Consider the following 22,664-nt stretch of genomic DNA (forward strand, 5'->3'; position numbering starts at 1 on the left):
GGCCGAATGCCGGTCAAGCCGCGCGCCGGCGTCTGGCGCCGGCTGCTCAAGCGGCCGCTGGCGCTGCTCGGGCTCTTCATCGTCGCCATCGTGCTCGCCGGCGCCATCCTGGCGCCGTGGCTGACCGGCTACGATCCAAACGAGCAGATGTTCGACGGGCTGACGCTCGAAGGCTCGCCCTTGCCGCCGAACGCCAAGTTCTGGCTGGGCACCGACCTGCTCGGCCGCGACCTGTTGACCCGCATCCTGTTCGGCGCCCGCACCTCGCTGATCATCGGCATCGTCGCCAATGGCGTCGCGCTTCTGATCGGTACGCTGGTCGGCGTCACGGCCGGCTATTTCCGCGGCTGGATCGGCAGCGCGCTGATGCGCTTCACCGACCTGATGATGGCCTTCCCGGCACTTCTTCTCGCCATCTGCCTGGCGGCGGTGTTCGAGCCGAGCCTTTGGATCGTTGCCATGGTGATCGCGCTGGTCAACTGGGTGCAGACCGCGCGCGTCATCTACACCGAAACCTCGTCGCTGTCCGAGCGCGAGTTCATCGATGCCGAGCGCACGATCGGGGCGAGCGCCCCGCGCATCCTGTTGCGCCATATCCTGCCGCATCTTTTGCCGACCATCATCGTCTGGGGCACGCTCGGCATCTCGACCACGGTGCTGCTCGAAGCCACGCTCAGCTATCTGGGCATCGGCGTGCAGCCGCCGACAGCCTCCTGGGGCAACATCATCTTCGAGAACCAGACCTATTTCCAGGCGGCGCCCTGGCTGGTGTTCTTCCCCGGCGCCGCGATCCTGGCGCTAGCGCTTGCCTTCAACCTGATCGGCGACGCGCTGCGCGACATCCTCGACCCGACGCAGCGGGGCCGGGCATGATCGCCTATCTCGGCCGACGTCTGATCCAGTCGCTGCTCATCCTGCTCGGTGTCTCGCTGATCACCTTCGCGCTGCTCTATCTGCTGCCGGCGGACCCGGTGCGCCAAATCGCCGGCCGCAGCGCGACGCCCGACACGGTGGAAAACATCCGCAGGCAGCTCGGCCTCGACCAGCCCTTCATCGTCCAGTACTGGCACTATCTCACAAAGCTGCTAAGCGGCGATCTCGGCCGCTCCTACATCCAGCGCTCGGAAGTCACCGAGCTCATCGTCTCGCGGCTGCCGGCGAGCCTGCTTCTGATGGTCGGCGCCATCCTGTGCGAGCTCGCGATCGGGCTTACGATGGGCCTGATCGCCGCCGTCAAGCGCGGCACCTCCACCGATCAGACCTTGATGGTCGCCTCCTTCGTCGGCGTCTCGGCGCCGCAATTCGTCGTTGGCCTGCTCCTGCTCTACGTGTTCGCCGTCCGGCTCGGCTGGTTCCCGATCGGCGGCTACGGCAGCTGGCGGCATCTTGTGCTGCCCTCGCTGACCATGGGCATACTCGGCGCCGGCTGGTATGCGCGCATGATGCGCTCGTCGATGATCGACGTTCTGCGCCAGGACTATATGCGCACCGCCCGCGCCAAGGGCCTGGCGCGCGGCGCCATCCTGTTCCGCCATGCGCTGCCGAACGCCATCCTGCCGGTGGTCGCCATGATCGGCATCGACATCGGCGTCTTCATGGGTGGCATCGTGGTGGTCGAAAGCGTCTTCGGCTGGCCCGGCATCGGTCAGCTCGCCTGGCAGGCCATCCAGCGCGTCGACATCCCGATCATCATGGGCGTCACCTTGGTCTCGGCCTTCGCCATCGTGCTCGGCAACCTGCTGGCCGACATCATCGCGCCCTTCATCGACCCCCGAATCAAACTCAGATGAAAAAGACAACCAGAGAAAGGGAACAGTGACATGAGACGATTTCTGGCATCCACCGTGGCGGCCTCGGCGCTTGCGCTGATGCTCGGCATCGCAAGCGCGCGCGCCGACGACGCGGTCGACCCTAACGCCAAGCAGGGCGGGGCCATCACCATCACCTACAAGGACGATGTCGCGACGCTCGATCCGGCGATCGGCTACGACTGGCAGAACTGGTCGATGATCAAGAGCTTGTTCGACGGGCTGATGGACTATGAGCCCGGCACCACCAAGCTGAAGCCCGACCTTGCCGAAAGCTACGAGATCTCGCCGGACGGCAAGACCTTCACCTTCAAGCTGCGCCACGGCGTGAAGTTCCACAACGGCCGCGAGATGACGGCCGACGACGTCAAATACTCGCTCGACCGCGTCACCAATCCGAAGACGCAGAGCCCGGGCGCCGGCTTCTTCGGCTCGATCAAAGGCTATGACGACGTCGCTGCCGGCAAAGCCAACAGCCTCTCCGGTGTCACCGCGGTCGATCCCTATACGATCAAGTTCGAGCTGACCCGCCCGGACGCCACCTTCCTGCATGTCATGGCCATCAATTTCTCGCATGTGGTGCCGAAGGAGGAGGTCGAGAAATACGGCGCCGACTTCGGCAAGCATCCGGTCGGCACCGGCGCCTTCAAACTCGCCGAATGGACACTCGGGCAGCGCATCGTCTTCGAGCGCAATCCCGACTACTGGCACAAGGGCCTGCCGCATCTCGACAAAATCACCTTCGAGATCGGCCAAGAGCCGATCGTGGCGCTGCTGCGGCTGCAGAAGGGCGAGATCGACGTGCCCGGCGACGGCATTCCGCCGGCCAAGTTCCAGGAGGTGATGAACGATCCGGAGCAGAAGGCCCGCGTCGTGGTGGGCGGGCAATTGCACACCGGCTACATCACCATGAACACCACCATGCCGCCCTTCGACAATGTGAAGGTGCGCCAGGCGGTCAACATGGCGATCAATAAGGACCGCATCGTCCAGATGATCAACAACCGCGCGGTGCCGGCCAACCAGCCGCTGCCGCCGTCGATGCCCGGCTACGACAAGGCATTCAAGGGCTACGCCTATGACGTCGCCAAGGCCAAGGCCCTGCTTGCCGAGGCCGGCCACCCCGATGGCTTCGAAACGCAGCTGTTCGCCATGAACACCGATCCCAATCCGCGTATCGCGCAGGCGATCCAGCAGGATCTGGCGGCCATCGGCATAAAGGCCAGCATCCAGTCGCTCGCCCAGGCCAACGTGATTGCCGCCGGCGGCGACAAGTCCGGGGCGCCGATGATCTGGTCGGGCGGCATGGCCTGGATTGCCGATTTCCCGGATCCGTCCAACTTCTACGGACCGATCCTCGGCTGCGCCGGCGCAGTGCCGGGCGGCTGGAATTGGTCCTGGTACTGCAACAAGGATCTCGACGCCAAGGCGGCCGAGGCCGATTCCGTCGTCGATCCGGCAAAGTCCGCCGATCGCGAGAAGATGTGGAGCGCGATCTACGACAAGATCATGGCGGACGCGCCCTGGGCGCCGGTGTTCAACGAGCAGCGCTTCACGCTGAAGTCGGCCCGCATGGGCGGCGCCGACAATCTCTATGTCGACCCGGTCCATATCCCGATCAACTACGACAATGTGTATGTGAAAGATGTGCAGTAACTGCGACTACACCATCCACGGGCGCCATCACCATTTCGGCTGGGACAATTCCTTTGCCCCGGCCGAGCGCGTGGCGCCTGGCTCGACGATCGAGTTCCAGTGCCTGGATTCCTCCGGCGGGCAGCTCAAGGCCGACAGCACCGTCGGCGATATCGCCAGCCTCGATTTCGGCATGATCAACCCGGTGACCGGGCCGATCTTCGTCGAGGGCGCCGAGCCCGGCGACGCGCTGAAGGTGACGATCGAAATGTTCAAGCCGTCCGGCTTCGGCTGGACGGCGAACATTCCGGGCTTCGGTCTGCTTGCCGACGACTTCAAGGAGCCGGCACTCAACATCTGGAAATATGACGCCGGCTCGATCGAGCCGGCGCTGTTCGGCAGACAAGGCCGCGTGCCGCTGAAGCCGTTTGCCGGCACGATCGGCAACGCGCCGGGTGCGATGGGCCACCATTCGGTGGTGCCGCCGCGGCGCGTCGGCGGCAACCTCGACATAAGAGACCTTGCCGCCGGCACCACCCTCTATCTGCCGGTGGAAGTGGCCGGCGCGCTGTTCTCGGTCGGCGACACGCATGCCGCGCAGGGCGACGGCGAAGTCTGCGGCACTGCGATCGAGAGTCCGATGGATGTCGTGCTCAAGCTCGACCTGGTGAAGGACGCGCGGCTGAAGACGCCGCGCTTCACCACGCCGGGGCCGGTGACGCGGCATCTCGACGCCAAGGGCTATGAGGTGACGACCGGCATCGGGCCCGACCTGATGACCGGGGCCAAAGAGGCCGTCAGTCAGATGGTCGACCTGCTTGCCGGCCGATACAAGCTCGACCCGGTCGACGCCTACATGCTTGTCTCTGTCTGCGGCGATCTCAGGATCAGTGAGATCGTCGACATGCCGAACTGGGTGGTGTCGTTCTACTTCCCGCGCTGCGTGTTTGAATGAGAGGTCGGCGCCTCATCCCCGCCCCGCTGGTTCGCAGCGACCCTCGCCACAAGGGGGAGGGTGAAACGCCGGCACCGCCCTGCCTCCCCCTCGTGGGGAGGTCGGACCGAAGGTCCGGGTGGAGGTCGGCGGTCCGACTTGCTCGGGGAAAGCAATGAGTCAAAGCCTTCGCGAAGTTCCATCAGCGCTGGCCGGTGAGGCGGTGCTCGAAATCGCCGGCCTCAGCGTCAGCGTGCGCGGCGAGGACGGCGAGCGCGAGGTGGTATCCGGCCTGTCGCTTTCTCTCAAACGCGGCGAGACGCTGTGCATCGCCGGCGAGTCCGGCTCCGGCAAGTCGATGACCGCGCTGGCGATCATGCAATTGCTGCCGCAGCCGGCCGGCCGCATCGCCGGCGGCACGATCCGGCTTCGCGACGAGGATGGCAGTGCCGTCGAGCTGACGGTGCTCGACGAACGGCGCATGCGCGACATTCGCGGCGACCGCATCGCCATGATCTTCCAGGAGCCGATGACCTCGCTCAATCCGGTGCTGTCGATCGGCCGGCAGCTCACCGAATCGATCGAGGCGCATACCGGTGTCTCCCAGACGGAGGCCAAGCTGCGCGCAGTCGCGGCGCTGAAGGCGGTGCGCATCTCCGAGGCCGAAAGCCGGCTGAAACAATTTCCGCACGAATTGTCGGGCGGCATGCGCCAGCGGGTGATGATCGCGATGGCGCTGGCGCTCGAACCCGACGTGCTGATCGCCGACGAGCCGACGACGGCGCTCGACGTGACGGTGCAGGGCGAGGTGCTGGAACTGCTGCGCGACCTGCAGCGCCAGCACGGCACCAGCGTGATCCTGATCACCCACGACATGGGCGTCGTCGCCGAAATGGCCGATCGGGTGATCGTCATGCGCAACGGCCGCATGGTCGAGGAGGGGACGACAGCGGCTATTTTTGCCAGGCCGCAAGCCGCGTATACGCGCGAGCTTCTTGCCGCCGTTCCGCGCATCGGCTCGGGCGCGCGACGCCGGGCTTCCGGTGAGTCCGACGGAGCGGCAATGCAGGACAAGGTGGCGGTCGTGAAGGACCTGCAAGTCCGCTTCGACCTGCGCGGCGGCTTCTTCGGCCGCGTCAACCGAAGGGTGCACGCTGTCGAAGGCATCAGCTTCTCGATCGCGCCGAACGAGACGCTGGCGCTGGTCGGCGAATCCGGCTGCGGCAAGTCGACCACCGCCAAGGCGCTGGCCGGCCTTGTGCCCTATAGCGGCCGCGTGACGATCGGCGGACGCGAATTGTCCCGCCTCGGGCGCGACGAGCGCAAGGCGGTGCGGCGCGACGTGCAGATGGTCTTCCAGGATCCTTATGCCTCGCTCGACCCGCGCATGCGCGTCGGCGAGCTGGTGGCGGAGCCGCTGCTGATCCACAGCATCGGTTCGAAGGAAGAACGGCGGGAGCGCGTGGCAGCGCTGTTCGAGCGGGTCGGTCTGTCGTCTGAGCAGATGGAGCTCTATCCACATGAATTCTCGGGCGGCCAGCGCCAACGCATCTGCATCGCGCGGGCGCTGGCGCTGAGGCCGAAGCTGATCATCGCCGACGAGAGCGTTTCGGCGCTCGACGTTTCGGTGCAGGCGCGCGTGCTCGATCTCTTGAAGGAGCTGCAGCGCGAATTCGGCGTCGCCTACCTCTTCATCTCGCACGACATGGCGGTGGTCGAGAACGTCTCGGATCGGGTGGCCGTCATGTATCTCGGCCAGATCGTCGAGATCGGCAGTCGCGACCAGGTGTTCTCCAATCCGCGCCATCCCTATACGCGGCGGCTCATCGAGGCGGTGCCGGTTCCCGATCCGTCTTTGCGCCGGACACGCTTTGCCCGTCTCGAGCGGGAAATTCCAAGCGCGACGCGCCGGATCGGCGAGAGCGTGCCGAAACTGGTGCTCAAAGATTTCGGCGGCGGACATTTCGCCGCCGTCGGAGATTGATCAGGCCCGCGGCCTGCCGCATTCAGCCTGGCATTCGTTTTGGCTTTGGGGAGCGGCGATCTGTCCGTTTCGGGATATGCGCGAATGATGGTAGAGCCTGAAGTCGCCACTCACCATTCGGAATCTCAATGTCGGTCCTCACACGCCGCAAACTCCTGCAGGGCGCCGCGGCGGCCGGCGCGGCCGGCATCGGCCTCTCGACCGCCGGCAAGTTTGCCGGCTGGGCGGCGGCGAAGCCCGAACCGCTGATCTTGAAGACCGCAGGCATCGCAGCGCAGTTGATGGCCGGCGCGCCAACGAAGAATGTCCTGACCTATGGCGAGGCAGGTCCGCCGCCGGTCATCAGGATGAAGAAAGGCGAGCCGTTCGTCGCGCGGCTCGTCAACGGCATCGACGACCCGACGACCATCCACTGGCATGGCGTGCGCGTTCCCAACAAGATGGACGGCGTGCCGTTCATGATCCAGCCCTATGTCTATCAGGGCGATCATTTCGACTACGCCTTCACGCCGCCCGACGCCGGCACCTTCTGGTATCACCCGCATTGCAACACGCTTGAGCAGATGGGCCACGGGCTGACCGGCGTCATCGTGGTCGAGAATCCGAAGGATCCCGCCTTCGATGCCGAAGTGGTGCTCAATCTGCGCGACTGGCGCCTCGGCGATGACGGCCAGTTCATCGCGCAGTTCCGGCCGCGCGATGCGGCGCGTAGCGGCACCTACGGAACGGTGCGAACGGCCAACTGGCTCGACCAGCCGCAATATGACGCGCCGGCCGGCGGGCTGGTGCGGCTGCGAGCCGCCATCACCGACGTCACGCGCATCTATGGCTTCCGCGTCGACGGCGCCGAGGCCGCCGTCATCGCGCTCGACGGCAATCCGGTCCCGCAACGTTTTGCGCCCGACGCCCTGCAACTCGGGCCCGGACAGCGCGTGGAGCTTGCCATCCGCATGCCCGACGACGAAGGCGCGATTGTCAGCCTGCGGGATGTCAGGGGCACAAAGCCAAAGGTTCTGGCGACGCTGCGTGCGGTCGGCCAATCGCTCAAGCGCGATCTTCGCGATCTCGGCCCGCTCGAGGCCAATCCGGTGGCGGAGGTGGACCTCGCCGGCGCCAAGCGCATTCCGCTGGCGTTGAGCGCCACGGCGGAAAATGTCGCAGCCGACAGCATCTGCGGCTCGCTCGGCTATAGTTTCTGGGCCATCAACAAAGTGCCGTGGCCGGGCGACACGCCGGACCCGACCGCGCCGCTGGCCGAGCTGAAACTCGGCCAAAGCTACATCATCGACATGGAAAACCTGACACCGCACGCGCACCCGATCCACCTGCACGGCATGAGTTTCAAGGTGCTGTCGTCCTCGACGCGCGCGGTCCAGCCGCTCATCTCCGACACCTATCTCATCCAGCCCGACGAGAAGGTGCAGTTGGGGTTCGTCGCCGACAATCCCGGCGACTGGCTGCTCCACTGCCACATCATCGAGCACCAGAAGACGGGCATGACGAGCTATTTGCGGGTGGCGTGAGCGCATGGGGCGGTAGGCGCCCTCATTCGCCCGGAGTTCGCTGCCCCTCGACGGGTTGACGCCCTTGCCCGCCTACCTAGGTAGGCAAGAGGCGCTGGGGCGGCACGCAACTCCGACCGACGGCATGACATCTTTGCGCATTTGAAAACTTGCCCTTGTTGCGGCAGGCTTCTCCATCCTGTCATCCTGCGTCATCCCCGACGATACGTCGCGGGTCGCGAAAGAGGATGCCACCACGGCCGCCGCCCGCAGGGAAATGGTCGGCCTCAGCGAGGCCGATGTTCGCATGTGCGCCGGCTTTCCGACCGCGACCGCCGATGTGGGACCTTCCGGCCAGATCTGGACCTATCAGCGCAGCGTGCAACGCGGCAATCTCAACATCGCGGTGCCGACCATGGCCCTGGGCGCGATTCCCGCGGTTGGAGGGTCCGTCAACGTCGCGCCCGGCGGGTATTGCAACACGCAGATTCGCATGCTCGGCGGCCGTGTCGCGGAAGTGACCTATGCCGGCGACAACAATTTGCCCAACAGCATCGATGCGCTCTGCGTCAGCACGGTCGACGCCTGCGTGGCCTATGCGCGACAGCGCAATCGCAAAGCGACGGCGGTCTCCAGGTGAGCGGGTAATGCCGGCCTCGCGGAGCGTCCATTCACACTTCTCCTGGAGTTGCTTTGCATCCGCCGGGATGAATGGCGCCGGGCTCCTTTTCGGAGGCGCCGGGTGAAACTTGCCGGCCCATGTCTCTGCGGGTTCCGGGCGGCGAGGCGTCCATGAGGTTCCTGACCTTCGTTGTTTGTGCACACGGATGATGGCACGGCCGAGATGGAGCAGGATTCCCACCACTGACATTTTGGCGCTGCAGTGATGAACGCGGCTGTCTCTTTTGACCGGAACGTCGGTCGCGCGGTTGAAGAATAGACGCAATGGTGACGCGGCGCCGAGCCAGAGCTTAAAGGCCCTGTTTGGGCACGGGAATTTTTACGTCGGACCGATAGAACCAACGTCTCGTCCACTCAAAAGGCCCCTCACAGATTGCCTTTAGCGGTCTGTAGTTTGGTGATTCAACCCATATATTACAGCGGTACCACTGCTTATCTGCCTTTAGCGTCTTGTCATATTGAAAGACAATGGTCTTAACTCCGTCCAACACGGCGTTGTAAAGGCGATGGCAATTTGTGTTAACAAGCGAACCGTCGTCATTTCTGGGCACGGCTTCTTTTTTGGGGATTGTCTTCGCAGTCCAGCGTCCGTAAGGCCCCTCCCGTGAATACATTGCGTCTTGGGTGTAGATTATTTCTTGGTGCACAAATCTGGGCTGGTCGCCAAACCTAACGAATCGGGACGTCATCTCAAGAACCGGAACTTTAATGACCCATTCGTTCGCTTCCTTGAGAGGGTTGCATTCAGGGTTCTGTTCTTCAGGAGCTATATTAGACCCCTGGGAGGCCTCGGATCTCGGGGGCAGACAGACCAGGCAGGCACCAAGAAGGGCGGCCCCAAAGAGTTTGGTCATTATTATCATAAACACCCCCAGCAGACTGCCCAGTCTGGCAGTTTCGATTCCTCTCTCTGGCAAGCGGTGAGCGAAACCCTTGTCGCGGGCACAGCACCTTTAATCAGCATTCCATCCTTCAAGAGATAGATTTTCCCTGCATTCTCTCCCGAGCGCATGCACTCGGTGCGATCCTACGTCAAATGTGTGAAAGAACTCTGCCAACGAGGTGTGGCCATCACCGTCCCAAGTCCATTTCTTGCCAAGAAAGTCCCTTCCCGAACGTCTGATCAGCAACTACCACCAAAGGAATTGTGGCGATGCCAGCGAGAATGAGTATCCCTCGTTTTCGCAAGGTTCTGCCCCTTTCCTGACAGCTACAAAGAAGCAGCCCGCAGACGGCGATTATTTATTTGACAAAGCCGCGATTTACCAGGAGCGACAAAGGCGCTAAGCGGCCTCACTTGTTTCGTGGTGCTCGTGCCCATCGGGCCGCTAAGATAATTCTGTCTGCGACTGCAACGGAAATCACAACAATGGCTATCCGCCAATACCAAGCATAAGTGGCGTGATTTGCGACGACTATGCCTACACCAACTAAAAGCGCGTGGATGATGCGTTCCGTCAGGGTCATCGTTGCCGCATCCTGGTCGTAAGTCTCGGCAGAAATGACAAGCATGGCCTTAGAAGCCAAATCACAAGCGCGGCACTACCGGTAGAGTTTCGGGTACTTGGCCTTCTCGGTTTGGCAATTTCCTGCCCTCTGAACCGCCATGGCGTAAGCTCTCTCATAGGTGTGGATGGCCCTCTGGAACTTGCGTGGATTGGGCGTCAGGTGTTTATCCCGCCCGTCGTACAAAAGGACTGGGACAGCAATGATGGCTTTTCCATCCTCGGTCGGCCTCAACCGACATCTCTGCATCACGCCGTTCAGATCACCTGCCATTTTAGCGGCCAGATTTAACTTGGCATCGGGCATTTGAGCCAGGAAGTTGATGTTTTGCTGTTCTCCCTGTCCGGCCGAAGCAACGGAAGGCAGCCCCGGAACAAAAATCGCAGTTGCTGCAACAACGTATTTAATCTTCATTTCGCCCCTCCCAGATAAGGGCCATGTGAAGCACGTTTAGCCCAGTCTGAATAGGTGGCGGCATGTGGTTCAGATCCCGATCCACAAGCGGCTTAGAATTTCGCACGCCTGCCGCCGATCCGGTTCAGCGATAGATTGAGCAGCTGCGGGTTGGTGATGTCTATTCCGGCCGGGTGACCGTTTGCGTCAGCGTCCGCCGGGATGAACGGCCACCGGTCCTCTCTTCAGGCGTGGCGGGTGAAACTTGCCGGCCCATGTCTCTGCGGGTTTCGGGCGGCGAGGCGTCCATCAGGTTCCTGACCTTGGCGTTGTTGTGCGCCTGGATGATGGCACGGCCGAGATGGAGCAGGATTCCGACCACTGACATTGGTACTTCCTCCGTTGAGATGGCGGATATGGCGGCGGCGGGACGCCCAACCCAATGCTCCCCGTCTGTTTCGTAGGAATGGCGCAGAAGATGGCTTCTCGTTTCCAATTCGTGACCTGGAAAAGAGCAGTCCGGCGCCCGGGAGGCAGGATGCCAGCGCAAACATGATCTGACGCTCATATGTGCGGCGGGAAACAAAAGTGATCGCTGGTCGCCGCAAATCGCCCCGAATTCGAAGGTCTTTCGGCCGCCCAATTCGAGACGATGGAGAGGTCGATGAAATTGTCCGTCCTTACCCTTGCCGGCACCATGCTGGCGCTGGCGTCCGCGGTTCAGGCGGCGCCGATGATCGGTATCCCGGCTGGAGCCGGCCTCGTGCAGCAGGCGCATGTGACATGCGCGTACCTGACCGAAGACGGCTATTGCGTGCGACCGCACAAGAAGCACAAGCATTGGAAGCGCGAGCGGCACTACCGGCCGATCTATCGCACCTACGAGCCGCAGCCGTCGGACGAGTATTACTGGCGCTACGAGCGCGAACGGCCGATTGTCCGCATCATCCCCAGCTATCCGCGGCAGGATGAAGGCAATTGGGATGATTGGGACGATTGAGCGATCGGCGGGCCCAGAACCCGCTCTTGCTTTCCGCTGGTGGAGCTGAGGGGGATCGAACCCCTGACCTCATCATTGCGAACGATGCGCTCTCCCAGCTGAGCTACAGCCCCGTTCCAGCGGATCGGCTTGTATCGGTCGCGGCGGTTTGATGTCAAGGCGAAACGCTGCCCGGCATCGAGCGCCGAAACGGCCGGGCCTTGCCGGTTCCGCGCGCAATGGCTACATGTCGGCGACAATTTGGAGACCGGCATGATCGCCCTTATTCAAACCATCGTCATGGCGCTTGATATCTACTGGTGGATCATCATCGCCTCGGCGATCTTTTCCTGGCTCTATGCCTTCAACGTCGTCAACTCGCGCAACCAGTTCGTCGGCACCGTCGGCAATATGCTTTACCGCCTGACCGAGCCGGCGCTGCGCCCGATCCGCCGCTACATGCCCGATCTTGGCGGCATCGACATCTCGCCGATCATTCTTCTTTTGATCATCTTCTTCATCCGCCAGTTTTTGATCACCACGGTCTGGTCCTGGGTCGCTTAAGGCTGATCCATGGGCTCGCCGTTCCGCCCGCACGACGACGGCATCGACGTTTTCGTGCGGCTGACGCCGAAGGCGGCGGTGGATCGGATCGAAGGCGTCGAGGCGGCCGCCGACGGGCGCAGCCATCTCAAGATCCGTGTGCGCGCCGTGCCAGAGAACGGCGCCGCAAATACGGCGCTGGAGAGGATGGTGGCGAAGGCGCTTGGCGTGCCCGGGTCGGCGGTTTCGGTGGTTGCCGGGGGGACGTCCCGGCTGAAGACGCTGCGGATATGGGGTGATGCGGCGACGTTGGCGGAAAGCGTTGAGGCGCTTTCCAGGGATCCGAAAATTTGAGACTTTGGCGGGACAGCACCCCCCTCTGTCCTGCCGGACATCTCCCCCGCAAGGAGGGAGATTAACAGCTTTGGCGCCGCCTCTCCTTTTTCAGGCGTTGGAGATTGGCGAAAGCGGAGATGACGGCCGATCTCCCCCTTGCGGGCAGGGCAATCGCATATGGAATTGCCGAGTCTTTGCAACAGTTTAGCCGTCGCAAGACACATTTGCGGGCGTTCGATCGTTGTATTGAGACGGAATCGGACCGAGAACGGACCAGAATCAAAGCGCGAACTGCCCGCGTCGACGATTTTCTCGGCACCCGGCCAAGTACCTGGAAAACCAAGAAAATCGCCATATGCGATTCCCCTGCCCTTGCGGGGGAGATGCCCGGAAGGGCAGAGCGGGGTGCCAGGCTGCACCAGGAGCAGCCCCTCAATCGCCCAGCGGCAGCTTCGGATCGTCGACCTTCAGCGTGTTCACGCTCTGCTTGATGCGGCGCAGGTTCTCCAGCACCTTCGGCCCGCGCGATTCCGCCACTGTGGTGGCGATCATGTCGAGAATGGCAAGCAGGGCGTAGCGCGACGAGGTCGGCTTGTAGATGTTACCGTCCTCGAAAGACTGCAACAGGATGACCGTGTCGGCGACCTTGGCAAGGGCTGAGTCCGGCGCCGTGACGGCGACGGTGGCTGCGCCATATTGCTGCGCGACCTCGACCGCTTCGATGACCGAGCGGGCATAGCCCGAGACCGAGAAGGCGACCAGCGTCGTCTCCGGTGTCGCGACCGCCGCATACATGCGCTGTAACTGGCCGTCGACTTGGGCGAGCGCCGAGAGCCCCAGCCGGAACAGCCGGTTCTGCATCTCGGTCGCCATCATCGAGGAGATGCCGCCGGAGCCGATGCACAGCACGTTGCCGGAACCGGCGATGCGGGCGCCGACAGCCATCAGCGTCGTCATGTCGAGATTTTCGCTGGCGCGCTGTATGGCGGCGATCGCCGATTCGGTGATGGCGGAAGCGATGCGCTGCTCGCGCGCGTCGCGGCTGAGCGGTTCCGGCGACAGATACTGACCGCCGATGGCGATCGCCTGCGCCAAATAGAATTTGAAATCGCGCAGGCCCTCGCAGCCGAGATTGCGGCAGAAGCGGGTGACGGTCGGCTCGCTGACGCCGACACGCGCGGCAATCTCCGAAATCGCCGCCTTGGAGGCGAAATCGAGATCGGAAAGCACCAAGCCGGCCAGCCGGCGGTCCGACTTGGTGCCGTCCTGCGACATCAATTGCAGGCGGGTGATGATGTCGGCCGGGGTTTTCATCCTTTCATCTCACAGCGGCAGGCCCGTCGCCTTGTCGAAGAGATGGATGTTGCGCGGGTCGACGCTCACCGGCAGCCGGTCGCCCGGCTTGACCTGCAGCCGGTCGCGGAACACGGCGCGCACCGTCTCGTCGCCGATCGAGCCATAGACATGGGTCTCCGAGCCGGTGGGCTCGACCACGTCGACGTCGATGGCGATGGCATCGTCCGTCGCGCCGATGACAAAATGCTCGGGGCGGATGCCGGCCTCGACCGTGTCGCCGCCTGACGCTGACTTGCCGGCAAGCGCCAGCCGGCCGCCGCCTTTGGTCTCGAACCAGGACTTGGCATCGGCGGTCTTCAGGGCGCCGGAAACAAAGCTCATCGACGGCGAGCCGATGAAGCCGGCGACGAACTTGTTGGCCGGCCGGTCGTAAAGCTCGAGCGGCTGCCCGACCTGCTGGATGCGGCCGCGATCCATCACGACGATGCGGTCGGCCATGGTCATGGCCTCGATCTGGTCGTGGGTGACGTAGACGATCGTCGATTTCAGCCGCTGGTGCAGCGCCTTGATCTCGGTGCGCATCTGCACGCGCAGCTGCGCGTCGAGATTGGAGAGCGGCTCATCGAACAGAAAGGCGGAGGGCTCACGCACGATGGCGCGGCCCATGGCGACGCGCTGACGCTGGCCGCCAGACAACTGTCTGGGATAGCGGTCGAGATAGGAGAAGAGGTTCAGCACGCCGGACGCCTTCTTCACCTTGTCGTCGATCGCGGCGCGCGTCTCGCCGCGGATCTTCGGGCCGAAGCCGATATTGTCGGCGGCCTTCAGATGCGGGAACAGGGCATAGGACTGGAAGACCATGGCGATGTTGCGCTTCTGCGGCGGCAGGTCGTTGGCACGGGTGCCGCCGATCACGAGATCACCGGAGGAGATCGTCTCCAATCCGGCCAGCATGCGCAGGAGCGTGGACTTGCCGCAGCCGGACGGACCAACCAGCACGACGAACTCGCCGCTTTTGATCTCGAGGTTGATGTCCTCGAGGATTTTATGCTGGCCGAAGGATTTCGACAGGTTGCGAAACTGGACATCGGTCATGGTCACGCTCCCAAAATGTCGTCGATGAAAGGCAAGTAGCCGGCTGTCAGTCCGGCGTCCACCGGCACCACAGCGCCCGTTATGCCGGATGCACGGTCGGAGGCAAGGAAAGCCACGGCCTCGGCCACTTCCGACGCGTTGACGATGCGGCCGAGCGGATAGAGCCGCTTCAGCCGGCCGAGGATCTCGGGATCCTTGGCCAGGCGATGATCCCAGGCGGCGGTGCGGATCGAGCCTGGGCAGACGACATTGGCGCGCACGCCGCTGCGGCCAAGCTCGACGGCGATCGACTTGGCATATGCGTTGATGCCAGCCTTGGCGGCGGCATAGGCCGGATTGCCGAAATGCGCGATGGCGTTGACCGAGGAGATGAAGACGACGCTGCCCGAGCCGCGCGAGGCCATCGCCTTGACCAGCGGATCGGCGAAATTCATCACGCCGGTGAGATTGAGGTCGAGCTCCTGTTCTATTCTGTCCGGCGTCAGCGCTTTCAGCGTCTCGGAGCGCGTCCAGCCGGCATTGTTGATCAGGATGTCCGGGACGCCGTCGGTGTCGAGCAGGCTTGGGATCGCCGCTTCGATCGAGGCGCGGTCGAGCAGGTTGAACACGTGGCGAGAGGCGATGTGCGGGCTGGTCAGCGCCGCGGCCGACAGGTCGCAGCCGACGATCCGGCCGCCACGGTCGGCCATCAGCGCTACGATCGCCGAGCCAAGACCGCCGCCGGCGCCGGTGACGACAATTGTCTTGCCCTCGAAATCGCCCTTCGACACCACGATCAGTGCTCCTCGCCACTTCAGACAGGAAGAGAACGCTACTCAACGAAATGTAATTAAGCAACATGATAAACTACTTGCTTCCCCGAAAACCATCGATAATGTAGGAAAGTAACATAAATCCTGTGCCCACGGGCCAGGCGCGAATGCGCATCATGGGAGGAGATCAGATGAGCCTTGCGAAGTGGACTGTCGGCCTGTTGGCCGGAATGAGCATGCTGGCGCTTGCGGCGCCCGCCGATGCGGGCGAGGTGCGTGTCACCGTCGCCGAATACAGCGCCAAGACCGGCCCCTATTTCGAAGAGGTGAAGAAGGAGTTCGAGGCGGCCAATCCCGGCATCACCATCAAATATGAAGTGGTGCCGTGGGACGTGCTCTTGCAGAAGCTGACCACCGACATCACTGCCGGCACCAATGCCGATCTGTCGATCATCGGCACCCGCTGGCTGATCGACTTCGTGCAGCAAGATGTCGCCGAGCCGCTCGACAGCTACATTAAGCCCGAGTTCAAGGACCGCTTCATAGACACCTTCCTGCAGCCCTCGATCATGAATGGTCATACCTATGGCCTGCCGATCGCCGCCTCGGCGCGTGCCATGTATTACAATAAGGAGCTGTTCGAGAAGGCCGGCATCGCCAAGCCGCCGGCAACCTGGACCGAGCTGCAGGAGGACGCCCGCAAGATCAAGGCGGTCGGCGCCTTCGGCTATGGCCTGCAAGGCAAGGAGATCGAGACCGACGTCTATTACTACTACGCGATGTGGTCATTTGGTACCGAGATCCTCAACAAGGACGGCACGTCCGGCTTGAGCACGCCGGGCGCGCTTGAAGCGGCCAAGCTTTATAAGTCGATGATCGACGAGGGCCTGACCGAGCCTGGCGTGACCTCCAACAACCGCGAGGACGTGCAGAACCTGTTCAAGCAGGGCAAGGTCGGCATGATGATCACCGCGCCTTTCCTCTCCAATCAGATCAAGGAAGAGGCGCCGAGCCTGAAATATGGCGTTGCCGCCATTCCCGCCGGTCCGACCGGCGCGCGCGGCACCTACGGCGTCACCGATTCCATCATCATGTTCAAGAACTCCAAGAACAAGGACGAGGCCTGGAAGCTGCTCGACTTTCTGTTCACCAAGGAACAGCGCGCCAAGTTCACGCAGGGCGAAGGCTTCCTGCCGGTGAACAAGGAAGAGGCGAAGATGGACTATTACGTCAACAACGCCGACCTCGCCGCCTTCACCGCGCTGTTGCCCGACGCTCGCTTCGCGCCGGTCATCCCAGGCTGGGAAGAAATCGCCCAGATCACTTCCGACGCCATGCAGAAGATCTATCTCGGCAGCGCCGAGCCGGAGGCCGTTCTGAAGGAGGCGGCGGACAAGGCCAACGGCGTGCTGAAGAAATAGGGCGTATCTCCCTGCGCCCGTGGCGCGCCCCACCCCGTCGGGGCGCGCCACATCCTTTCCGGCTTGGCAATCCCAGGAGACCGGCGCGGTTTTCCGTCAGATTTGCGGAAGAAGGACCGGGCTCGGTTCAGACAAGGACAATTGATGTCGGCGCCGCCGACGCCGGCAAGGAATGCAAATTCCTGAAGCAGCCTCCTGGAAAGAACGAGAGCCAAGCTGGCACTTCAGCGAAATTCCAATGTGGGAGCGCATCTTGAGCGCCAATGCCGCTACTGAGGTCCACGTAGCCCGGTTCAGCCAGCTGATGCAAAGCCGTGTCCTGCCCTATTTGCTGACGCTCCCCAGCCTGCTGCTGGCGGCGGTGGTGATCTTCTGGCCGGTCTGGGATCTCGTGCAGATCTCGACGCATGACGTGAATCGCTTTGGCCAGCTGCGCGCCTTCAGCGGCCTGGCCAATTTCTGGGCGCTTGCTGCCGATCCCGATTTTGTCGCCGCCCTGTGGCGCACCGGCCTATGGACCGTGCTGGTGGTCGGCGGCGCGCTGCTCTTGTCGATCCCGGTGGCGATCATCCTCAACACCGACTTCTACGGCCGAGGGCTGGCCCGCGTCATCATCATGCTGCCCTGGGCGGTGTCGCTCACCATGACGGCGGTGGTCTGGCGCTGGGCGCTCAACGGCGAAAGCGGCATGCTGAACTCGGGGCTGATGAAGCTCGGCCTGATCAGCCAGAACATCCAGTGGCTGGCGAGCGCCGAGACCGCCTTCCCGATGCAGGTGCTGATCGGCATACTGGTGACGGTGCCGTTCACCACCACGATCTTCCTCGGCGGCCTGTCGTCGATCCCTGACGATCTTTACGAGGCTGCGGCGCTGGAGGGCGCGACGCCCTTCCAGCAGTTCCGCGAGATCACCTTCCCGCTTCTAAAACCGTTCATCAACATCGCGATCGTGCTCAACACGATCTACGTCTTCAACTCCTTCCCGATCATCTGGGTGATGACGCAGGGCGGGCCGGCGAACTCCACCGACATACTGGTCACGCATCTATACAAGCTCGCCTTCCGCATCGGCAAGCTGGGCGAGGCTTCGGCGGTGTCGCTGGTGATGTTCATCATCCTGCTCATCTTCACCATGATCTACGTGCGGCTCGCCATGCGGGAGCAACGCGCATGAGGAACGGCAAGCTGAAACGCTCGATCATCGCCTGGCTACTGCTTGCGCCGTTGATCGTGGTGACGATCTTTCCCTTCGCCGTGATGTTCCTCACTGCAGTCAAGCCGCGGCCGGAAGTGCTTTCGCCGACATGGTGGCCAAGCGAGTTCCGCTGGTCGAATTTTGCCGATATGTGGGTGGCGACCGGCTTCGGCCAGGCGCTTCTCAACTCGCTCTATGTCTCGGCGCTGGCAACGATCGGCGCCATCCTGATCTCGGTGCCGGCGGCCTATGCCATGTCGCGCTTCCGCTTTGCCGGCTATGGCGCGTTCCGCCAGTTCCTTCTGATCTCCCAGATGATCTCGCCGATCGTTCTGGTGCTTGGCCTGTTCAGGCTGATGGCCGCCTGGGGGCTGGTCGAGAGCACGACGGCGCTCGGCTTCATCTACATGGCCTTCAACGTCGCCTTCACCGTCTGGATGCTGCAGAGCTATTTCGACACCATTCCGCGCGACCTCGAGGAGGCGGCCTGGATGGAGGGCGCCGGCCGCTGGCTGACGCTGCGAAAAGTGTTCCTGCCGCTCTGCCTGCCGGCGATTGCGGTGACGGCGATCTTCACCTTCATCAACGCCTGGAACGAATTCGTCGTCGCGCTCACCATGCTGCGCAGCCAGGAAAGCTACACGCTGCCGATCCAGGTGTTTTCGCTGGTCGCCGGCCGCTACACGATCGAGTGGCACCATGTCATGGCGGCCACGCTGCTTGCGACCCTGCCGGTGGCGATCCTGTTCATCTGGCTGCAGCGCTACCTCGTCCGCGGGCTGGCGTTAGGAGCGGTCAAATAGCAATCCCGGCAATTCCAGGAAAAGTCCGGAATTGCGAAGACAGAGAGTCCACGGAGTTTTGATGCGCATCTTCACCGCCTCCCTGGCGACGGAAACCAACACCTTCTCGCCGGTGCCGACCGACCGGGCGTCGTTCGAGATGGCCTTCTATGCCGGTCCGGGAAAACATCCGGAGACGCCGACGCTGTGCTCCTCGCCGACCGTGGCGCTGCGCCGGCGTGCGGCCAGCGAAGGCCTGACCGTCATCGAAGGCACCGCCACCTGGGCGGAGCCCGGCGGCCTGGTGCAGCGGCAGACTTTTGAGGCGCTGCGCGACGAGATCCTCGACCAGCTCAAGGCTGCCCTGCCGGTCGATGCAGTGATCCTCGGCCTGCACGGCGCGATGGTGGCGCAGGGCTATGACGACTGCGAGGGCGACCTGCTGGAGCGTGTGCGCGCAATCGTCGGGCCGAAGGTGGTGATCGCCTCGGAATTCGATCCGCACAGCCATCTGACGCCGAAGCGCGTCGCGGCATCCGACATCATGGCCTATTTCCTCGAATTCCCGCACACCGACTTTTACGAGCGCGGCGAGCATGTGGTCGAGCTCGGTCTCGCCGCGGCGCGGGGCGAAATCAAACCGGTGATCTCGACCTTCGACTGCCGTATGATCCAGGTGCTGCCGACCAGCCGCGAGCCGATGCGCTCTTTCGTCGACAAGATCAAAGCGCTGCACGGCAAGGACGGCGTGCTGTCGGTCTCGGTCATCCACGGCTTCATGGCCGCCGACGTGCCGGAAATGGGCACGCGTATCCTGGTCGTCACCGACAACGACAAGGCAAAGGGCGACAAGCTCGCCGAGACGCTAGGGCGCGAGCTTTACGCCTTGCGCGAAAAGACGGCGATGACGATGCTCTCCGCCTCCGCCGGCATCGAGCGGTCGCTTGCCCTGCGGGCGGCTCAGAAGGACAAGCCGGTAGTGATCGCCGACATCTGGGACAATCCGGGCGGCGGCGTGCCGGGCGACGGCACCATCGTGCTGCGCGAATTGCTGGCGCATGGGATCGACAAGGTCGGCGTCGCCACGATCTGGGATCCGATCGCGGTGACCTTCTGCCAGGCGGCCGGCGAGGGCGCGGTCATCGACCTGCGCTTCGGCGGCAAGGCCGGGCCGCAGGCCGGCGAGCCGATCGACGCGCGCGTCACGGTGCTGAAGGCGGTGAGCGAGGGCTGGCAAAGCTTCGGGCCGAGCCGGGTGACGCTCGGGCCGGCTGCGGTGGTTCGCATCGAGGGCACCGAGGTCGACGTCATCCTCAACACCAACCGCACGCAGACCTTCGAGCCGGACATCTTTTCCAATATCGGCGTCGATCCGATGTCGAAGGACATCCTGCTGGTCAAGTCGACCAACCATTTCTACGCCGGCTTCGCGCCGATCGCCGCCGAGGTCATCTATGTCGCGGCACCGAGTTCTTATCCCAGCAATCCGGCGGTGACGGAGTACAGGAAGCTGACGAGGCCGATATGGCCGAGGGTGAAGGATCCGTGGAAGCTGCCAAGCTCCCCCCTTGTGGGGGAGATGCCCGGCAGGGCAGAGGGGGGCGCGAAGGATCGCGACCTTGCTTAGTTTCGGGGGGCCAGGAGCCAAGCGAAGGATCGGCAGTATTGATTGAGACGTCGGCGGGACAGCGCCCCCCTCTGGCCTGCCGGCCATCTCCCCACAAGGAGGCAGATTGGCTAATCACACCAGGCCCCGTTTCACCATCATCGCCTCGGGCGAAGGCATCTTGCCGCGGAAAGCCGTGTAGAGTTCTTCCGGATCCCTGGAGCCGCCGGCGGCGTATATATTCTTCCTCAGCCGCTCGGCCAATTCCGCGTTGAAGGGGTCGCCTGTCTCCTCGAAGGCGGAAAAGGCGTCGGCGTCCAGCACCTCCGACCACATGTAGGAATAGTAGCCGGCTGAATAACCCTCGCCCGCGAAGATATGGCCGAAATGCGGGGTGCGGTGGCGCATGGCGATGGTGTCAGGCATATGCAGCTTTTCAAGCGTTTCGGCCTCGAACCGAAGCGGCTCGGCCGGCGCGTCCGACCTTGCGTGATAAGCCATGTCGATCAGCGCCGAGGCGGTGAACTCGACCGTGGCGAAGCCGGCGCCGAAGGTGCGGGCGGCGAGCATCTTGTCGAGCAGCTCCTTCGGCATCGGCCTGCCGGTCTTGACGTGCAGCGCATGCTTTTCCAGCACCGCCGGCACCGTCAGCCAATGCTCATAGAGCTGCGAGGGCAGTTCGACGAAGTCGCGGCTGACCGAGGTGCCGGAGACCGACGGCCAGGTGACGTCGGTCAGCATGCCGTGCAGCGCATGGCCGAATTCGTGAAACAGCGTCTTCGCCTCATCGACGGAAAGAAGCGCTGCCTCGCCGGCCGGCGGCTTGGCGAAGTTCATGATGTTGTAGATGACCGGCTTCGCGCCTTCCCCAAGCTTGTAGCCGGATTTCAGCGCGCTCATCCAGGCGCCGGAGCGTTTCGAGGGCCGCGCGAAATAGTCGGCGAGGAACAGGCCGCGCTCGCTGCCGTCCGCGTTCTTGACCACGAACACGCGCGCGTCGGGATGCCAGGCGGCAATGCCCTTCTTCTCCTCGAAGCTGATGCCGAACAGTTTTGTCGCGACGTCGAAGCAGGCGTCGATGACGCGCTCGAGCTGCAGGTAGGGCTTCAGCTCGGCCTCGTCGAAGGCGAATTTCTCGGCGCGCAGCTTCTCCTGGTAGAAGCGCCAGTCCCAGGCGGCGAATTTTTCGTTGCTGCCGGCTTCCGTGGCCAGCCGCTCCAGCTCCTTCTGATCGGCGGCCGCCTTTTCCAGCGCCTTTTCCCAGACCGGATCGAGCAGGTTGTGCACCGCCTTCGGCGTCTTCGCCATCGTGTCGTCGAGCTTGAGCGCCGCGAAAGACTCATAGCCGAGCAGCTTCGCCTTCTCGGCGCGGAGCTTCAGCATGTCGCCCACCACATCGGTGTTGTCGCTGGCGCCGCCATTCTGGCCGCGCATGATGAAGGCGCGGAAGGCGATCTCGCGCAAGTCGCGGCGCTCCGAAAAGGTCGAGAACGGCTCGTAGATCGAGCGCGACAGCGTCACCGCATAGCGACCCTTCTGGCCACGCATCTCCGCCGCCTCGGCCATCGAGCTCTTCAAGAAATCCGGCAGGCCGACGAGATCGGCCTGGTCGAGGAACAGCGCCCAGTCGCGTTCGTCGGCCAGCACGTTCTGGCCGAATTTGGTGCCGAGCGAGGAGAGTTCCTCGTTGATTGCCGACAGCCGCCTTTTGCCTTCCGCATCGAGCTTCGCACCGGAGCGGACAAAGCCTTTCCAAGTCTTTTCCAGCACACGCAACGTCTCGGGATCGAGGCTCAGGCTGTCGCGGCGCTGGTAGAGGTCGTCGATGCGGGCAAACAGCTTCTCGTTCATCGAGATCGCGGAGAAGTGCCGCGACATCTTGGGCGAAATCTCGCGCTCCAGCTGCTGGATGGTGTCGTTGGTGTGGGCGCCGGCACGACACCAGAAGATCGACGAGACATGGTCGAGCGGCTCGCCGGCGAGCTCAAGTGCTGCCAGCGTGTTTTCGATCGTTGCCGCCTCGCTGTTGCCGGCGATCGCGTCGATCTCGGCCTGGTGCGCCGCCAGCGCCGCGTCGAAGACCGGGCCGAAATCATTGTCGCTGATGCGGGTGAAATCGGGCAGGCCGAGCGGACCTTGCCAGAGCGTCAGCGGATGGGCGGCGAGGTCGACGGTTCTTGACATGGGCGAATCCATTAGGCGCTTTTGGTGGGGCT

General features: G+C 63.3%; 20 protein-coding genes and 1 tRNA gene. 14 read left to right on the forward strand and 7 right to left on the reverse strand.

All coding sequences use genetic code 11. The features are described 5' to 3' along the window. Window positions 1-6: 6 nt before the first annotated feature. The 7 genes from CK220_RS01280 to CK220_RS01310 all read left to right on the forward strand — a co-directional run bounded on the left by CK220_RS01280 (window position 7) and on the right by CK220_RS01310 (window position 8,503). On the forward strand, window positions 7-873 hold the full coding sequence (locus CK220_RS01280; RefSeq protein WP_176478976.1) for an ABC transporter permease: 867 nt from the start codon (window positions 7-9) through the stop codon (window positions 871-873). Next, complete coding sequence (locus tag CK220_RS01285) at window positions 870-1,790, forward strand: ABC transporter permease (RefSeq protein ID WP_095809826.1); 921 nt, start codon at window positions 870-872, stop codon at window positions 1,788-1,790. The genes CK220_RS01280 and CK220_RS01285 overlap by 4 nt, the downstream gene beginning before the upstream one ends. Before the next feature lie 30 nt (window positions 1,791-1,820). After that, window positions 1,821-3,464 (forward strand): ABC transporter substrate-binding protein, encoded by a 1,644-nt coding sequence (locus CK220_RS01290; protein ID WP_095809827.1) that lies wholly within the window; start codon window positions 1,821-1,823, stop codon window positions 3,462-3,464. Further along, window positions 3,454-4,398: an acetamidase/formamidase family protein gene (locus CK220_RS01295; protein ID WP_095809828.1), complete on the forward strand. Its 945-nt coding sequence runs from the start codon at window positions 3,454-3,456 to the stop codon at window positions 4,396-4,398. The genes CK220_RS01290 and CK220_RS01295 overlap by 11 nt, the downstream gene beginning before the upstream one ends. Before the next feature lie 154 nt (window positions 4,399-4,552). Further along, the gene (locus tag CK220_RS01300; protein ID WP_095809829.1) at window positions 4,553-6,361 is read left to right on the forward strand and encodes an ABC transporter ATP-binding protein; all 1,809 of its coding nucleotides are present in this window, start codon (window positions 4,553-4,555) and stop codon (window positions 6,359-6,361) included. 128 nt (window positions 6,362-6,489) lie between these two features. Then, window positions 6,490-7,884, forward strand: coding sequence for a multicopper oxidase family protein (locus tag CK220_RS01305; protein WP_095809830.1), 1,395 nt, complete (start codon window positions 6,490-6,492; stop codon window positions 7,882-7,884). Between the two features lie 256 nt (window positions 7,885-8,140). Continuing rightward, on the forward strand, window positions 8,141-8,503 hold the full coding sequence (locus CK220_RS01310) for a hypothetical protein (protein WP_245428901.1): 363 nt from the start codon (window positions 8,141-8,143) through the stop codon (window positions 8,501-8,503). A 1,583-nt stretch (window positions 8,504-10,086) separates the two neighbouring features. Here the strand turns inward: CK220_RS01310 and CK220_RS31770 are convergent. Both CK220_RS31770 and CK220_RS01325 read right to left on the reverse strand, forming a co-directional pair. Continuing rightward, on the reverse strand, window positions 10,087-10,464 hold the full coding sequence (locus tag CK220_RS31770; protein WP_176478958.1) for a hypothetical protein: 378 nt from the start codon (window positions 10,462-10,464) through the stop codon (window positions 10,087-10,089). Between the two features lie 160 nt (window positions 10,465-10,624). After that, window positions 10,625-10,831, reverse strand: coding sequence for a hypothetical protein (locus CK220_RS01325; protein ID WP_095809833.1), 207 nt, complete (start codon window positions 10,829-10,831; stop codon window positions 10,625-10,627). A 276-nt stretch (window positions 10,832-11,107) separates the two neighbouring features. Between CK220_RS01325 and CK220_RS01330 the strand changes: the two genes are divergently transcribed. Next, entirely contained in the window at window positions 11,108-11,443 is a 336-nt protein-coding gene (locus tag CK220_RS01330; protein ID WP_141245080.1) for a hypothetical protein, read from the forward strand. A gap of 37 nt (window positions 11,444-11,480) precedes the next feature. Here the strand turns inward: CK220_RS01330 and CK220_RS01335 are convergent. Beyond that, a tRNA-Ala gene (locus CK220_RS01335) sits at window positions 11,481-11,556 on the reverse strand. Between the two features lie 139 nt (window positions 11,557-11,695). Between CK220_RS01335 and CK220_RS01340 the strand changes: the two genes are divergently transcribed. After that, the gene (locus CK220_RS01340) at window positions 11,696-11,986 is read left to right on the forward strand and encodes a YggT family protein (RefSeq protein WP_095782652.1); all 291 of its coding nucleotides are present in this window, start codon (window positions 11,696-11,698) and stop codon (window positions 11,984-11,986) included. Between the two features lie 9 nt (window positions 11,987-11,995). Further along, window positions 11,996-12,319, forward strand: a complete 324-nt coding sequence (locus CK220_RS01345) for a DUF167 family protein (RefSeq protein WP_095809835.1) — start codon at window positions 11,996-11,998, stop codon at window positions 12,317-12,319. A 414-nt stretch (window positions 12,320-12,733) separates the two neighbouring features. Here CK220_RS01345 and CK220_RS01350 read toward each other — a convergent pair whose 3' ends face one another. From CK220_RS01350 to CK220_RS01360, 3 genes are read right to left on the reverse strand one after another with little or no spacing between them, the layout of a single operon-like run. Further along, on the reverse strand, window positions 12,734-13,615 hold the full coding sequence (locus tag CK220_RS01350) for a MurR/RpiR family transcriptional regulator (protein WP_095809836.1): 882 nt from the start codon (window positions 13,613-13,615) through the stop codon (window positions 12,734-12,736). Between the two features lie 9 nt (window positions 13,616-13,624). Continuing rightward, a complete protein-coding gene (ugpC, locus tag CK220_RS01355; RefSeq protein WP_095809837.1) occupies window positions 13,625-14,692 on the reverse strand; it encodes a sn-glycerol-3-phosphate ABC transporter ATP-binding protein UgpC in 1,068 nt (355 codons plus the stop codon). 2 nt (window positions 14,693-14,694) lie between these two features. After that, window positions 14,695-15,465 (reverse strand): SDR family oxidoreductase, encoded by a 771-nt coding sequence (locus tag CK220_RS01360; protein WP_095809838.1) that lies wholly within the window; start codon window positions 15,463-15,465, stop codon window positions 14,695-14,697. A 170-nt stretch (window positions 15,466-15,635) separates the two neighbouring features. Here CK220_RS01360 and CK220_RS01365 point away from each other — a divergent pair, with 170 nt between their 5' ends. The 4 genes from CK220_RS01365 (at window position 15,636) to CK220_RS01380 (ending at window position 20,469) form a co-directional block, all read left to right on the forward strand. Then, entirely contained in the window at window positions 15,636-16,865 is a 1,230-nt protein-coding gene (locus CK220_RS01365) for a sugar ABC transporter substrate-binding protein (protein WP_095810245.1), read from the forward strand. 304 nt (window positions 16,866-17,169) lie between these two features. Beyond that, entirely contained in the window at window positions 17,170-18,039 is an 870-nt protein-coding gene (locus CK220_RS01370; RefSeq protein WP_095810246.1) for a sugar ABC transporter permease, read from the forward strand. Then, window positions 18,036-18,863 carry a carbohydrate ABC transporter permease gene (locus tag CK220_RS01375; protein WP_095809839.1) on the forward strand — a complete coding sequence of 276 codons (828 nt, stop codon included), beginning with the start codon at window positions 18,036-18,038 and terminating at the stop codon, window positions 18,861-18,863. Before CK220_RS01370 ends, CK220_RS01375 begins: the two co-directional genes overlap by 4 nt. A 61-nt stretch (window positions 18,864-18,924) precedes the next feature. Beyond that, window positions 18,925-20,469, forward strand: a complete 1,545-nt coding sequence (locus tag CK220_RS01380) for a M81 family metallopeptidase (protein WP_095809840.1) — start codon at window positions 18,925-18,927, stop codon at window positions 20,467-20,469. Between the two features lie 114 nt (window positions 20,470-20,583). On the opposite strand, the gene CK220_RS01385 is transcribed toward CK220_RS01380, so the two are convergent. Then, entirely contained in the window at window positions 20,584-22,632 is a 2,049-nt protein-coding gene (locus CK220_RS01385; protein WP_245428904.1) for a M3 family metallopeptidase, read from the reverse strand. Window positions 22,633-22,664: the final 32 nt, after the last annotated feature.

Source organism: Mesorhizobium sp. WSM3860 (assembly GCF_002294995.1).
Lineage (GTDB): Bacteria > Pseudomonadota > Alphaproteobacteria > Rhizobiales > Rhizobiaceae > Mesorhizobium.